General features: G+C 65.4%; 12 protein-coding genes and 1 pseudogene. 5 read left to right on the forward strand and 8 right to left on the reverse strand.

Annotation, left to right across the window (positions count from 1 at the left end):
• Window positions 1-110: 110 nt before the first annotated feature.
• The 4 genes from D3872_RS26955 to D3872_RS04570 are packed head-to-tail and all read right to left on the reverse strand — an operon-like array spanning window position 111 to window position 3,379.
• Window positions 111-1,352 (reverse strand): molybdopterin cofactor-binding domain-containing protein, encoded by a 1,242-nt coding sequence (locus D3872_RS26955; RefSeq protein ID WP_274381690.1) that lies wholly within the window; start codon window positions 1,350-1,352, stop codon window positions 111-113.
• Window positions 1,349-2,308 (reverse strand): FAD binding domain-containing protein, encoded by a 960-nt coding sequence (locus D3872_RS04560; RefSeq protein ID WP_119809684.1) that lies wholly within the window; start codon window positions 2,306-2,308, stop codon window positions 1,349-1,351. The genes D3872_RS26955 and D3872_RS04560 overlap by 4 nt, the downstream gene beginning before the upstream one ends.
• Window positions 2,305-2,937 carry an aldehyde dehydrogenase iron-sulfur subunit PaoA gene (gene paoA / locus D3872_RS04565; RefSeq protein ID WP_119809685.1) on the reverse strand — a complete coding sequence of 211 codons (633 nt, stop codon included), beginning with the start codon at window positions 2,935-2,937 and terminating at the stop codon, window positions 2,305-2,307. The genes D3872_RS04560 and paoA overlap by 4 nt, the downstream gene beginning before the upstream one ends.
• Before the next feature lie 25 nt (window positions 2,938-2,962).
• A complete protein-coding gene (locus D3872_RS04570; protein WP_119809686.1) occupies window positions 2,963-3,379 on the reverse strand; it encodes a carboxymuconolactone decarboxylase family protein in 417 nt (138 codons plus the stop codon).
• 143 nt (window positions 3,380-3,522) lie between these two features.
• Here D3872_RS04570 and D3872_RS04575 point away from each other — a divergent pair, with 143 nt between their 5' ends.
• Window positions 3,523-4,512, forward strand: coding sequence for a LysR family transcriptional regulator (locus tag D3872_RS04575; RefSeq protein WP_119809687.1), 990 nt, complete (start codon window positions 3,523-3,525; stop codon window positions 4,510-4,512).
• Window positions 4,513-4,551: 39 nt separating this feature from the next.
• Here the strand turns inward: D3872_RS04575 and ilvD are convergent, their stop codons facing one another.
• Both ilvD and D3872_RS04585 read right to left on the reverse strand, forming a co-directional pair.
• Window positions 4,552-6,414: a dihydroxy-acid dehydratase gene (gene ilvD / locus D3872_RS04580; RefSeq protein ID WP_119809688.1), complete on the reverse strand. Its 1,863-nt coding sequence runs from the start codon at window positions 6,412-6,414 to the stop codon at window positions 4,552-4,554.
• 144 nt (window positions 6,415-6,558) lie between these two features.
• Window positions 6,559-7,464, reverse strand: coding sequence for a LysR family transcriptional regulator (locus D3872_RS04585; RefSeq protein WP_119809689.1), 906 nt, complete (start codon window positions 7,462-7,464; stop codon window positions 6,559-6,561).
• A 132-nt stretch (window positions 7,465-7,596) separates the two neighbouring features.
• On the opposite strand from D3872_RS04585, the gene hmgA reads away from it, so the two are divergent.
• The 4 genes and pseudogenes from hmgA (at window position 7,597) to D3872_RS04605 (ending at window position 11,739) form a co-directional block, all read left to right on the forward strand.
• Window positions 7,597-8,916 carry a homogentisate 1,2-dioxygenase gene (gene hmgA / locus D3872_RS04590; protein ID WP_119809690.1) on the forward strand — a complete coding sequence of 440 codons (1,320 nt, stop codon included), beginning with the start codon at window positions 7,597-7,599 and terminating at the stop codon, window positions 8,914-8,916.
• Entirely contained in the window at window positions 8,913-10,250 is a 1,338-nt protein-coding gene (fahA, locus tag D3872_RS04595; RefSeq protein ID WP_119809691.1) for a fumarylacetoacetase, read from the forward strand. The genes hmgA and fahA overlap by 4 nt, the downstream gene beginning before the upstream one ends.
• Window positions 10,251-10,254: 4 nt before the next feature.
• Window positions 10,255-10,632 carry a glutathione S-transferase N-terminal domain-containing protein gene (locus tag D3872_RS27395; RefSeq protein ID WP_182915682.1) on the forward strand — a complete coding sequence of 126 codons (378 nt, stop codon included), beginning with the start codon at window positions 10,255-10,257 and terminating at the stop codon, window positions 10,630-10,632.
• A 412-nt stretch (window positions 10,633-11,044) separates the two neighbouring features.
• Window positions 11,045-11,739, forward strand: a pseudogene (locus D3872_RS04605) (fumarylacetoacetate hydrolase family protein).
• A gap of 55 nt (window positions 11,740-11,794) precedes the next feature.
• Here D3872_RS04605 and D3872_RS04610 read toward each other — a convergent pair.
• Window positions 11,795-12,007: a DUF2783 domain-containing protein gene (locus D3872_RS04610; protein ID WP_119809692.1), complete on the reverse strand. Its 213-nt coding sequence runs from the start codon at window positions 12,005-12,007 to the stop codon at window positions 11,795-11,797.
• Entirely contained in the window at window positions 12,004-13,695 is a 1,692-nt protein-coding gene (locus D3872_RS04615; RefSeq protein WP_119809706.1) for an FAD-dependent oxidoreductase, read from the reverse strand. The genes D3872_RS04610 and D3872_RS04615 overlap by 4 nt, the downstream gene beginning before the upstream one ends.
• Between the last annotated feature and the right edge of the window lie 12 nt (window positions 13,696-13,707).

Consider the following 13,707-nt stretch of genomic DNA (forward strand, 5'->3'; position numbering starts at 1 on the left):
GCCCTCTATTGCCGCTGCCATGCCAAGCGATCAGCCATCGCCCCTCGCGCCTTGCCCCCCGGTTCCGGCGCGCGCGCCCGTCCCAAACCAAAACCGCTCGCCGCCGGTCTTCATGCACTCCACCAGCTGCGCTTTGAGAACGGCCTGGCCCGGGCGCTTCCGGCCCACCTGGGTGTCCGGTTCAAGATGCGGAACAGCGACCGGACGATCCCAGCTTTTTCCGCCATTTTCGTCCATTGCCCACTTTCGAGCGCCATCATCCCCGGCGTTTTCGCCTGGCGCACGCATGGCGCTTGCCTCCCCGGCAGGTCGAATGGGCAACGCGCAGCTGAGTCATTTTCGGGTTCTCGCCGCATACAGCAGGCGCGTCGGGCGCGATGGAGTTTTCTGGCCGGCTGCCCTTGGTTTCCAGACCAAGCTTTCGTGGGCGATCGCCGTGAAATCCGTCCGTCCTTGGCCCGCGCCGATGCGTATGCGGCTGGATTTGGCGCTGCGCGGTGCGTCGTGTTGTTGAACATGAGGTGGCGCTGCAGGGCCACCTTGACCGGCCGCCCTACCTGGCGCGCCGCGAGCGCCGCCAGCACCGCGTCGGCCTGGATCGAGCCCTTCCCGCCAAAGCCGCCGCCGATGTAGGGCGCGATGATGCGCACCTTGTCGCGCGCGATACCCAGCGTGCGAGAAATGTCGCGCATGCCCCAGCTGACCAGCTGGATCGCTGTCCACAGCGTCAGCCTGTCGCCGTCCCATGCAGCGATGGTCGCGTGCGGCTCCATCATGGCGTGCGAGTGGTCGGGCGTGGAGTAGCTCGCTTCGACGGTCACCGGGGCGCTGGCAAAGGCGGCGTCGAAGTTGCCAGCGGCGCTGCCCATCATCGGCGGGAGCTGCGCCGGTTGCTGCACCGGCGCATGGCGCATCGCTTCCTCGAGATCGAAGCTGCCCTTCGCACGCACATAGCTGACGCGCACCAGCTGCGCCGCGGCGCAGGCCTGCTCGAAGGTCTCGGCGACCACGATCGCCACCGCCTGGTGATAGTGGTCGACATCCGGCCCGGCCAGTGGCCGCGCGACATAAAATGCCCCGGCGCCAAGTTTGCCAGCGTTGTCGGCGGTGACGATGCCGAGCACGCCCGGCGCGGCTTTGGCCTGCGCCAGGTCGATCGACGCGATCCGCCCTTTGGCGATTGCAGCGCCGACGATGTAGCCGTAGGCCGCGTTGGGCGTTGCAGCGTCTTGTTCGTAGGCGTAGGTCGCGGTGCCTGTGGTTTTAAGGCGTCCGTCGACGCGCGCGGTCGGCTGGCCAACCACCTTCAGGCGGTCGATCGGGTTGCGGATTGCAGGAGTATCGAATTTCATGGCTTGGTCGTCCTCGCATCGGCTAGTATCGCTGCGAGCGTTCGCTCGACAAGCGGCAGTTTGAAGGCATTCTGCGGCGTGGTCCGGGCGCCTTCCAGCAGGCGCGCGGTAACAGCGGCGGCGCCGCGCGCCATTTCAGGCTCGGCCGCCTCGACGCGCCACGGCATGTGCGCCACGCCGCCGAGCGCAACCCGCCCGCTGCCGTCCGGCCGTACGATGGCCGCAACCGACACCAGCGCAAACGCATACGACGACCGGTCGCGCACCTTGTGGTAAACATGCGTTCCGCCGGCGGGCCGTGGAAGCGTCAACGCCGTGATGAGTTCACCCGGTTCCAGATTCGTTTCCAGGTGCGGCGTGCTGCCTGGCAGCCGATAGAAGTCGGCGATCGGGATAGTGCGCGCGGCGCCATTGGTGCGCACGGTTTCCACCGTCGCGTCCAGTGCGCGCATCGCGACCGCCATGTCGCTCGGATGCGTTGCAATGCACATGTCGCTGGCGCCGACGATGGCGTGCTGCCGGTTGAACCCTGTCAGCGCGCCGCACCCGCTGCCGGGCTGGCGCTTGTTGCACTGCTGGTTGGTATCGTAGAAGTACGGGCAGCGCGTGCGCTGCAGCAGGTTTCCAGCTGTCGTCGCCTTGTTGCGCAGCTGCCCCGATGCGCCGGCCAGCAGCGCGCGCGATAGCAGCGCGTACTCGCGCCGCACGCGCCGGTCAGCCGCCAGGTCGGTATTTCGCACCAGCGCGCCCACGCGCAGCCCTCCTTCGTCGGTCGCTTCGATCTTGTCGAGGCCAAGGCCGTTGACGTCGATGAGGTGGCCCGGCGTCTCGATCTGCAGCTTCATCAGGTCGAGCAGGTTGGTGCCGCCGGCGATGAACTTGGCGCCGGGCGTACGCTTCATCGCCTGTGCCGCCTCGGCCGGCGTGCGTGCCCGTTCATAGGTAAACGATTTCACGCCTTGCCTCCGGCGATCTCGGTGATCGCGTCGATGATGTTCGGATAGGCGCCGCAGCGGCAGATGTTGCCGCTCATGCGCTCGCGCAGCTCGGCGCGGGAAGCCTCCGGTTGCGACTGCAGGTCCGCACTGGCGTGGCTCGGAACGCCGGCTTTGATCTCGGCCAGTACCCCGACCGCCGAACAGACCTGGCCGGGTGTGCAATAGCCGCACTGGAAGCCGTCGTGCTTGATGAACGCGGCCTGCATCGGGTGCAGCTTCGCCGGCGTACCCAAGCCCTCGATGGTGGTGATGATGTCGCCTTCGTGCATCACGGCCAGGGTCAGGCAGGAATTGATGCGCTGGCCGTTGACCAGCACGGTGCATGCGCCGCACTGGCCGTGGTCGCATCCCTTTTTGGTGCCGGCCAGGTGCAGGTGCTCGCGCAGCGCATCGAGCAGGGTTGTCCGGGTATCGAGCTGCAGCTGGTGGCGGGCGCCGTTGACCATCAGCGTAAACTTTGCCGCTGGCGTTGGTTCAGGCGTCGACTGGGCGGCTGCCGGCAAGGACACGGCCAGCGCCGCCGCCGTGCCGGCGCCGGCCGCCATGAAGCCGCGCCGGGTTAGTTTCAGTCCGTCATTATCATCCATGCGTATTCCTTTCATGTGGTAAGTGTCACTTCTTCCGGAACACTTCCTTGGCCACGGAAATCGCCGTGACGGCGTTCGGCCAGCCCGAATAGAACGCCAGGTGCGTAATCGCCTCCACCAGTTCAGTCTCAGTCAGCCCGTTGTCGCGGGCGCGCTGGAGGTGCGAGCGCAACTGGTCGGCCCGGTTCATCGCGATCAACGCACTCACCGTCACCAGGCTGCGGTCCCGCTTCGACAAGCCGGGGCGTTCCCATACATCTCCGAAAAGCACCTTGTCGGTCAACTCTGCGAGCTTGGGCGAAATGTCTCCGAACATCTGCTGCGCCCGCGTTGCAGGCGCAGCGGCGCTTGCGTTCGGCGTGCCGGATGGCCGCGGCTCGGACGCCTGTGCCACGGCCGGCAAAGCCGTAAAGCAGCAGGTAGCGGCGACGAGCAACGGCATGCACTCTTGTAACGGTTTCATCTGGTCTCCCGGGGAATTGACTTTGGTATGGAGCCGAATATACCTTTGTGATTCGCAACGGAGTAGTATGTGATAGCTTGAATCATTCGCAAGCATTTATTGATAATCCCCTGCCCGACACCATGTCCATCAACGAATTGCGTTCCATCTCCACATTCATTGCGGCGGCCGAGCTGGGAAGCCTGCGCAAGGCGGCGGCTGCCCAAGGCTTGAGCCCGCAGGCGGCGAGCCAGGCGCTGGCTCAGCTCGAGCGTCACCTGGACGTGCGCCTCTTTCATCGCACCACCCGTGTCATGTCGCTCACCGATGAGGGTCGCAGCTTTCTCGAGGAGGCGCAGCCCGCGCTGTTGAGCCTCCAGCGGGCACTGCAAAATGTGAAGCACACCAGGGACGAGATTGCCGGTCCGTTGCGGATCATCGGCCCGAGGACGACATTCCGGCCGATCATCTGGCCCCTGATAGAAGAATTTTGCGACCAGTACCCCGGGATTCAACCGGATGTCCAGTTGGAGGATCGCGTTGGGAACTGGGTTGAGGACCGGGTGGACGTCGGATTCCGCATAGGAGTTGCGCCGCACGAAGGGGTCATCGCCCGCCGGCTGTTTCCGCTTCAGCTGGTCGCATGCGCTACCCCGGGCTACATCGAACGCTTTGGTGCGCCGGCGTCGGCTGGCACCCTTGTAAGCCACCAGTGCAGCGTCTATCGAAGCCCGGGCACGGGGAAGATCGTCCCATGGCGCCTGAAGGTCAATGAACAGGTGCTCGAACTCGCCCTGGCGCCGTACATCTGCACGAACGATGAAGGTTTGGAGTTGCAAGCTGTCCTTGCCGGACGTTGCATCGGGCAACTGGCTGGCGTGACTGCCGCACCGTACCTCAGGTCTGGAGAGTTATTGCCATTGCTGGTCGAGCAGATGCCCGACATCTCGAGCTATTTCATCTATTTTGGAAGCCGGGCCTCACAACCTGCGCGAGCCCGCGCGTTTATCGACCTGGCGCTGCGGCGGCTGGTCGATAACACGGAATACGTCTTAAGCACGGAAGAATTGGCGGCAGGCGAACAGCAGGCGCTGGACATCGCCCGGCGCACACAGCGCGGCCGGGCGAGTTAGGACGTTTCAAACCGGCGCCTAGCGGCGCCGGGAGTGCGATTAGCGCTTCAGCTGCGACAAGTCGCGCACCGCACCGCGGTCGGCGGACGTGGTGAGCGCGGCATAGGCCTGCAGCGCCTGCGATACGTAGCGTTCGCGGTTTTCCGGCTGCCACGCACCGGCGCCCTTCGCCTCCATCGCCGCACGGCGCGCCGCCAGCGCTTCATCGCTGATGCGCAGGCCGATGCTGCGGTTCGGGATGTCGATGTCGATCATGTCGCCCTCTTCCACCAGGCCGATCGCGCCGCCTTCGGCCGCTTCCGGCGAAGCGTGGCCGATCACCAGGCCGGAGGAGCCGCCCGAGAAGCGGCCATCGGTCAGCAGCGCGCAGGCCTTGCCCAGGCCTTTCGACTTGATGTACGAGGTCGGGTACAGCATCTCCTGCATGCCAGGGCCGCCCTTTGGACCTTCATAGCGGATGATGACGACGTCGCCCGCGTGCACGGTGTCGCCCAGGATGGCTTCCACCGCCGCGTCCTGGCTTTCGAACACGCGCGCCTTGCCGGAGAAGGTCAGGATGCTTTCATCGACGCCGGCCGTCTTGACGATGCAGCCGTTCTCCGCCAGGTTGCCGTACAAGACCGCCAGGCCGCCGTCTTTCGAGTAGGCGTGCTCCAGGTCGCGGATGCAGCCGTTGCTGCGGTCCAGGTCCAGCGCGTCGTAGCGTTCCGACTGCGAGAACGCGGTCTGCGTCGGCACGCCGCCCGGAGCCGCGCGGAACAGGCGGTGCACGGCCTGGTCGTCGCTGCGCTTGACGTCGTTCTTCTCGATCGCGTCGCCCAGTGTCTTCGCGTGCACGCTGTTGACGGACGTATCGAGCAGGCCGGCGCGCGCCAGTTCGCCCAGGATGGCGATGATGCCGCCCGCGCGGTGTACGTCTTCGATGTGGTACTTGTCGGTCATCGGCGCCACCTTGCACAGGCACGGCACCTTGCGCGAGATGCGGTCGATGTCGGCCATCGTGAACGGCACGCCTGCTTCGTGCGCTGCGGCCAGCAGGTGCAGCACGGTGTTGGTGGAGCCGCCCATCGACACGTCCAGCACCATCGCGTTTTCGAAGGCGGCCATGGTGGCGATGTTACGCGGCAGGATCGAGTCGTCGTCCTGCTCGTAGTAGCGCCGCGCCAGGTCGACGATGGTGCGGCCAGCGCGCAGGAACAGTTCCTTGCGGTCGGAGTGGGTCGCGACGATGGTGCCGTTGCCCGGCAGGGACAGGCCCAGCGCCTCGGTCAGGCAGTTCATCGAGTTGGCGGTAAACATGCCGGAACACGAACCGCAGGTCGGGCATGCGGAGCGCTCGATCTCGGCCACGTCGGCATCGCTGACGCTGCTGTCGCCAGCCTTGATCATCGCGTCGACCAGGTCGAGCTTGATGATTTTCTGGCTGCCGTTGACCACTTTGACGACCTTGCCAGCTTCCATCGGACCGCCCGACACGAACACCACCGGAATATTCAGGCGCATCGCGGCCATCAGCATGCCCGGCGTGATCTTGTCGCAGTTGGAGATGCACACCATCGCATCGGCGCAGTGGGCGTTGACCATGTACTCGACCGAATCGGCGATCAGGTCGCGCGACGGCAGCGAGTACAGCATGCCGCCGTGGCCCATGGCGATGCCGTCGTCGACCGCGATGGTATTGAATTCCTTGGCGACGCCGCCGGCCGCTTCGATCTCGCGCGCCACCAGCTGGCCCAGGTCCTTCAGGTGCACGTGGCCCGGAACGAACTGCGTGAAGGAGTTGACCACGGCGATGATCGGCTTGTCGAAGTCGCCGTCCTTCATGCCGGTGGCGCGCCACAGGGCGCGGGCGCCGGCCATGTTGCGGCCGTGGGTGGTGGTGCGGGAACGGTATTGCGGCATGATGGGCTCCACTAACTGGATAGATATTCGGATTTCACCAGCTTGCCTTTCCGATAGCCCTTTGTCCAATATGGTTTTTCGCTGCTAGTGATATGCCACACGTATCACAGCACCTGATTGCGAACGATTCTCATATGAGACAGGCTATTCGACGAAAATCGCCCCGACCAGCCCGCGCAGCCACTGGTTGCCCTCGTCGTCGTTATAGCGGCGGTGCCAGAAAATATTCGTCTGCAGCAGGGGCAGCCGCAGCGGCGGGCGGATGTAGGCCAGGTTGAACGGCGCCGCGGCCCGCTCGGCCAGCTTCTGCGGCACCGTGACCACCAGGTCGGTACTGCTGACGATATACGGCACCGCCGTGAAATGCGGCACCCGGTAGCGGCTCTCCTCCCGCACGCCGGCCTTTTCCAGCACCTGGTTGATGCGGTCGTACGGGCTCTCGGTGGACGCGACCAGGATGTGCTGCGCCGCCAGGAACACCTTCAGCGCCGGCACGCCCTCCCCCAGCGGATGCCCGGCCCGGAACATGGTGACGTAGGGCTGGCGGAACAGGCGCCGCTGATACAGCGCGGTCGATACCTTGTCGAAGGCGCCGATGGCCACGTCGATCCGCCCCGCTTCCATCTCCGCCTTCAGGTCGACACTGCCCGGCCGCACCGTCGCCAGCCGTATCCGGGGCGCCACCACCTGGCAGCGCTCGATCAGCGGCGGCAGGAAGTAGATCTCGGCCACGTCGGTCACCGCGATGGTGAACTGGCGCTCGCTGGCGAACGGGTCGAAGCTTTCGGGCCGGTTCAGGGCCAGCGTGACGCTTGCCAGCGCGGCGGCGATCGGCTCGGCGATGTTCTCGGCGAAGGGCGTCGGCTGCATGCCGGAGGCGGTGCGCACGAACAGTTCGTCGTTGAAGGTACGGCGCAGGCGCGCCAGCGCGTTGCTGACCGCCGATTGCGTCAGGTCCAGGCGCCGCGCCGCCGACGAAATCTGGCGCTGCTGGAACACCTCCTGGAATACCACCAGCAGGTTCAGGTCCATCTCCCGCGGTTCGATCATGTTTGCACCCTCTATTTACCAAATCAATATTCTACATTTACCTATTCATGTCGCAAACCACTGCGTGCTCGGCTACAGTAGTGGGAAGGAATAACGCCAACCGCGCCTGCCCATCGAAGGAGGAACCCAGGAATGAAAGCACCAAGCGAACAATCCGGCCGCTACCAGTCCGGCTTCGGCAACGAATTTGCCACCGAGGCGCTGCCCGGCGCCCTGCCCGCGCATCAGAACTCGCCCCAGCGCGTGGCCTACGGCCTGTACGCCGAGCAGCTGTCGGGCACCGCGTTCACCGCACCGCGCAGCCATAACCGCCGCTCGTGGCTGTACCGCATCCGCCCTGCGGCAATGCACCAGCCCTTCCAGCGCGCCGCCAAAGGCAACGGACGCATCGTCAGCAGCTTCGACGAAGTGGCAGCCCCGCCCAACCAGCTGCGCTGGGATCCGCTGCCGATGCCAAGCGAGCCGACCGACTTCATCGACAGCTGGGTGACGATGGCCGGCAACGGCAATCCGCAGTCCCAATCCGGCAACGCCTTCCACCTGTACGCCTGCAACCGCAACATGGACGGGCGCTACTTCTACAACGCCGACGGCGAACTGCTGATCGTGCCGCAAGAGGGCCGCCTGGCGATTTTCACCGAGTTCGGAAAGATCGACCTCGAGCCGCTGGAAATCGCGGTCATTCCGCGCGGCGTGCGCTTCCAGGTCAGCCTGCCCGACGGGTCGGCGCGCGGCTACATCTGCGAAAACTACGGCGCCTTGCTGCGCCTGCCGGACTTGGGCGTGATCGGTTCCAACGGCCTGGCCAACCCGCGCGACTTCCTGACCCCGCATGCAGCCTACGAGGACGTCGAAGGCGACTTTGAGCTGGTGGCTAAATTCGGCGGCAACCTGTGGACCGCGAAGATCGGCCACTCCCCGCTCGACGTAGTGGCCTGGCACGGCAACTACGCGCCGTACAAATACGACCTGCGCCACTTCAGCCCCATCGGCTCGATCGGCAACGACCATCCCGACCCGTCGATCTTCCTGGTGCTGCAGGCGCCAAGCGACACGCCGGGCGTGGACACGCTCGACTTCGTGGTGTTCCCGCCGCGCTGGCTGGTAGCCGAGAACACCTTCCGTCCGCCCTGGTTCCACCGCAACGTGGCCAGCGAATTCATGGGCCTGATCACCGGCGCCTACGACGCCAAGGCCGAAGGTTTCGCACCGGGTGGCGCCAGCCTGCACAACTGCATGACCGGCCACGGCCCCGACGCGGCCACCTTCGAGAAAGCCAGCGCCGCCGACACCATGAAACCGCACAAGGTCGACAACACCATGGCCTTCATGTTCGAGACCAAGCTGGTGATCTGCCCGACGCCGCACGCCTTGTCGGCGCCACAGCTGCAGTCCAACTACAACGAATGCTGGAACGGCATCCAGAAGCACTTCAATCCGGAGAAACCATGAGCCCAGTTCAACAACGACTTAACGAAACCCACGATGCCGCCCTGCGCAGCTGGGTCCCGTCCGCCAACCAGGCCGGCACCGACTTCCCGATCCAGAACCTGCCCTTCGGCGTGTTCCGCCGCGCCGGCAGCGCCGAGCAGTTCCGCATCGGCGTGGCCATCGGCGACCAGATCCTCGACCTGGGCGCAGCCGGCGAAGCAGGCGCATTTGCCGCGCTTCCGCAGGAGATCCGCGACGCCGTCGCCGGCTCCAGCCTGAACGCGCTGATGGCGCTGGGCGAGGCATCCTGGTCCGCGCTGCGCATGGCGCTGTCGCGCGCGCTGCGTGAAGGCTCCGCCGACGAAGCCAAGCTGAAAGGCGCACTGGTCGAACGCTCGCACGCCGAGTACACACTGCCCGCACGCATCGGCGACTACACCGACTTCTATACCTCGATCCACCATGCGACCGCCGTGGGCAAGCTGTTCCGCCCCGACGAGCCGCTGCTGCCCAACTACAAATGGGTACCGATCGGCTACCACGGGCGCGCCTCGTCGATCGCCGTCTCCGGCCAGCAGTTCCGCCGGCCGGTCGGCCAGACCCGCCCGCCCGGCACCGATGCGCCGGTATTCGGTCCGTGCAAGCGGCTGGACTACGAGCTCGAAATCGGCATCTTCATGGGCACCGCCAACACGCTCGGCGAGCCTGTCGCAATCGGCCAGTCCGAGCAAGCCGTATTCGGCCTGTGCCTGCTGAACGACTGGTCGGCGCGCGACCTGCAAGCGTGGGAATACCAGCCGCTGGGTCCTTTCCTGGCCAAGAACTTCGCTTCGACGATCTCGCCATGGGTAGTCACCCTGGAAGCGCTGGCGCCATACCGTACCGGCTGGACCCGCGACTTCGCCGATCCGCAGCCGCTGCCTTACCTCGACTCGCCGCAGCTGCGCGAGAGCGGCGCTTTCGAGGTCCAGCTCGAAGTGCTGATCCAGTCGGCCGCGATGCGCAACAACGGCACGCCGCCCAAGCGTGTATCGCTGTCGAACTTCCGCGATTCGTACTGGACGGTGTCGCAGCTGGTAACCCACCACACCGTCAACGGCTGCAACCTGCAGCCGGGCGACTTGCTCGGCTCGGGCACGCAGTCGGGCCCCGATGCAGCAGAAGCTGGCTCCCTGCTGGAGCTGACAGCCGGCGGCAAGCAGACCATCGAGCTGGCCGATGGCGAGACGCGCAAATTCCTGGAAGACGGCGACACCGTCGTCATGCGCGGCTGGGCCGAAGCTGCAGGACGTCCGCGCATCGGTTTCGGTGAAGTCAGCGGCACCGTGCTGCCGGCCCGCCCTACGGAAGGCTGACGCGATGCGCCTGTACACCTACTTCCGCAGTTCCGCGGCTTACCGCGTGCGCATCGGGCTGGGGCTGAAGGGACTGCCTTACGAGGCGGTCCCGGTGCACCTGGTCCGGGATGGCGGCGAACAACTGAAGGCGCAGTATCGCGCCGTCAACCCTTCCGGCCTGATTCCCGCGCTCGACGACGGGGCTGTCATCACACAGTCGCTGGCTATCCTTGAGTATCTCGAGGAGACGCATCCGCAGGCAGCCCTGCTGCCCGCCGATCCTCTTGTCGGGCGGGCGCGCGTGCGCGCGCTGGCGCAAACGGTGCGTGCGATATTCCACCTGCTTGGGAACCTGCGGGTGCTCAAACACCTGACAGGTGTTGCTGGGCGTGCCGGATGAAGCAAAGCTGGCGTGGAGGCCAGCACTGGATCAAATGAGGGTTGCCGCCGCTTTTCGAAGCGCTGCTGGCCCAATTCGCCGGATACGGCAAGTTCTGCCACGGCGCATGCTCCGACCCATTGCGGATTGCTGCCTGGTGCCCCAGTTGTCAATGCGCCGACGCTTCGAGGTAGACCCTGCGGCCTACCCGACCATCGTGCGTATCGATTGCCGCCTGCGCCGCAGTCTTCTGCTGTTTATACGAGGCGCCACCCTTCGCGCCAGCGCACGCCGCGTAAACACCCCTTAAAACCCACCGGCACTGAAAAACCGTCGCTCCCGGCCACTCCGGAAGCGTACGTGCGATATGCTTTCCGCACATTCGTCTTGGTATATTCCTCAAACCAACCGCATCGCCGAACCAGGAATGCACATGACTAATATGCTTTTCACGCCGAAACGCGACACCATCGGTAGGGTGGCCGGCAGCGACGCACGCTTTTCGGTAAGGCGGCTTCTGCGTTCTGGCCGCAACTACGCCGCACACGGCACGCGAAATGGGCAATGACCCCGACCGCGAAGATCCATTCTTCTTCATGAAACCGCCGACGCAGGTCCGTCCCCGCAGAAGGAGTTATGCCTTTTCCACCTGCCACCGAAGACCTGCACCACGAGGTTGAACTGGTCGTCGCCCTTGGCGGCGGCGGCGCCAACATTGCCCAGGCGAGGCGCTGAAGCTGTGTGGGGTTACGGCGTGGGACTGGACTGACCCGCCGCGATCTGCAGGCCGTGGCCAAGGACATGCGCCGCCCGTGGGACTTTTCCAAGGGCTTCGACGCATCCGCGCCGTGCAGCGCACTGCACCCGGTCAGCGAAGTCGGACACCCGCAGGACCCGCGGATCTGGCTGGAGGTGAACGGCGCCATAGTCCAGGACGGCACACTCAAGGAGATGATCTGGCCGGTAGCCGACATCATTGCCTATATTTCCCGCTTCGTGACGCTGACGCAAGGGGACCTGATCTTCACAGGTACGCCTGCCGGGGTCGGTGCCTTGCACCGTGGCGACCGGGTTCGGGCTGGGGTAGATGGGATTGCCAGCTTTGAAGCTTGGGTTGGAACAGATTAGCCGGGTTTTTCCTGCCACCCGATAGCCCGGCACCTGTGCCCGCGGCACCGTGGGATCAGCTTTTCTCCACCACCATCGAATCGCGTGCCAGCCGCATGGCGTCGACCAGCACCTGGTGGCTGCCGACCTGGTTAGCCAGGATCAGGACCAGCTTCGCATTGAGCATCTGGCTCTGCGCCTCGCTCAAGTCGCGATGGGTATCGATCAACGCCTCGTAGAAGTCGTCGGCGCGCTCCAGGTTCGGCGCGGTGATCAGGGACTGGTTCATGCATGTACCTCCTGTTGGTTGCGGCAGGTGGCGCGTTGCAGCGCCTCGCCTACCTGTGCTGCATCGAGTCCGCGCCAGCGGGCGCAGACATGCTGGTCGGGACGGATCAGGTATGCCGTGCCGGGACGCGCGTCGTAGCGCGCGCGCAGCATGCCATCGCAATCCTCCAGCACCGTCACACCTTGTACCTTGGCGGCGTTGGCGCCTGGAGGCACCACCATAAGCACCTTGAGCGCGATGCCGTCCGCCGCCTGCGGCAAGGACTGCAGCGCTTCCAGCATGCCTGCCGAGGGCGCGGCGCCGTCGCTGAAGTACACGGCGGCGAAGCTGCCGCCGAGGTGCGGCAGCATCCAGTCCGCTTCGCCATCGAGCCGCACCGGAGCGTCGGCACAGGGTGCGCCTGGCGCCATCGAACCGTCGAAGCGCGTACTGTCGGGTGTATTCAGTACCGACTGCGTGTATGTGCTCGGCGTGGACAGACGGCCGCTGTTGACCAGTGCGCGGGCAAAGCCGCAGTCGCGCGACAAGGCCAGCGTGGCGTCGCGGAACAGCCGGCTGACCGCACTCTTGGGCGTGATGAAGTCGGTGGCGCGGGTCGAGTTGAGGATGTTCTCGTCGGCCGCGAATTCACGCTCGTCGCCATAGGTGTCGAGCAGCGCGTCTGGAGCTTCCCCCTTCAGCACCATGCGCAGCTTCCACGCGAGGTTGTCGGCATCCTGCACGCCGCTGTTGGCGCCACGTGCGCCGAACGGCGAAACACCATGGGCGGCGTCACCCGCGAACAGCACACGGCCATGGCGGAATTTGTCCATGCGCAGGCAACAGAAGGTGTACACGCTGACCCACTCCAGCGTGAACTCGGTGTCCTTGCCGAGCAGCGCCTGCACGCGCGGGATGACCCGCTCGGGCAGCTTTTCCGCCACCGGATCGGCGTCCCAGCCCAGCTGGAAGTCGATGCGCCACACGTTATCCGGCTGGCGGTGCAGCAGGACCGACTGGTTCGGATGAAAGGGCGGATCGAACCAGAACCAGCGTTCGGTCGGGAAGTCCGCCTTCATCTTGACGTCGGCGATCAGGAATCGGTCTTTGAAGGTTCGCCCTTTGCTTTCCAGTCCCATCAGGCGCCGTAATTCGCTGCGGCCACCATCGGCCGCCACGACGTAGGCGGCGCGCAGGGTGTACTCGCCTTCGGGCGTAGCGACGGTCAGCGCTACTCCATCTTCCTGCTGCGCCATCCCCGTGACCCTGCTGCGCCAGCGCATGTCGAGCCCTTCGCACCGCTGCGCCTGGGCGTGAAGGTAGCCTTCGACGTAGTACTGCTGCAGGTTGATAAAGGCCGGCATCTGGTGCCCGCTTTCCGGCAGCAGGTCGAACTGGTAGACCTGCTGGTCCTGCAGGAACACCTTGCCGATGTTCCAGCGTACGCCCTTGTCCAGCATCGGTCCGGCGCAGCCAAGGCGGCCGAAGATCTCGAGCGTGCGCTTGGAAAAGCAGATCGCGCGCGAACCTTGCGACAGGCAGTTGTCGTCGTCGAGCAGGATGGTGGGGATGCCCTGGCGCGCCAGGTCGATCGCCGTGGACAGCCCTACCGGGCCGGCGCCGACCACCACCACGGGATGCAGCGTGCCGCTGTCCCGGGCCCGGGTCGCCTCGAAATTGAACGCGAGTGTCTGAAAGTCGATGTCCATCATGTCCCCCGG

This window comes from Massilia cavernae (assembly GCF_003590855.1).
Taxonomy (GTDB): domain Bacteria; phylum Pseudomonadota; class Gammaproteobacteria; order Burkholderiales; family Burkholderiaceae_D; genus Telluria_A; species Telluria_A cavernae.

What these genes read in the sequence shown, in the direction of transcription:
- D3872_RS26955 (WP_274381690.1), bottom strand. Translation starts at nt 1,352, where the DNA reads ATGAAATTCGATACTCCTGCAATCCGCAACCCGATCGACCGCCTGAAG.
- paoA (WP_119809685.1), bottom strand. Translation starts at nt 2,937, where the DNA reads ATGGATGATAATGACGGACTGAAACTAACCCGGCGCGGCTTCATGGCG.
- D3872_RS04570 (WP_119809686.1), bottom strand. Translation starts at nt 3,379, where the DNA reads ATGCCGTTGCTCGTCGCCGCTACCTGCTGCTTTACGGCTTTGCCGGCC.
- D3872_RS04575 (WP_119809687.1), top strand. Translation starts at nt 3,523, where the DNA reads ATGTCCATCAACGAATTGCGTTCCATCTCCACATTCATTGCGGCGGCC.
- ilvD (WP_119809688.1), bottom strand. Translation starts at nt 6,414, where the DNA reads ATGCCGCAATACCGTTCCCGCACCACCACCCACGGCCGCAACATGGCC.
- D3872_RS04585 (WP_119809689.1), bottom strand. Translation starts at nt 7,464, where the DNA reads ATGATCGAACCGCGGGAGATGGACCTGAACCTGCTGGTGGTATTCCAG.
- hmgA (WP_119809690.1), top strand. Translation starts at nt 7,597, where the DNA reads ATGAAAGCACCAAGCGAACAATCCGGCCGCTACCAGTCCGGCTTCGGC.
- fahA (WP_119809691.1), top strand. Translation starts at nt 8,913, where the DNA reads ATGAGCCCAGTTCAACAACGACTTAACGAAACCCACGATGCCGCCCTG.
- D3872_RS27395 (WP_182915682.1), top strand. Translation starts at nt 10,255, where the DNA reads ATGCGCCTGTACACCTACTTCCGCAGTTCCGCGGCTTACCGCGTGCGC.
- D3872_RS04610 (WP_119809692.1), bottom strand. Translation starts at nt 12,007, where the DNA reads ATGAACCAGTCCCTGATCACCGCGCCGAACCTGGAGCGCGCCGACGAC.
- D3872_RS04615 (WP_119809706.1), bottom strand. Translation starts at nt 13,695, where the DNA reads ATGGACATCGACTTTCAGACACTCGCGTTCAATTTCGAGGCGACCCGG.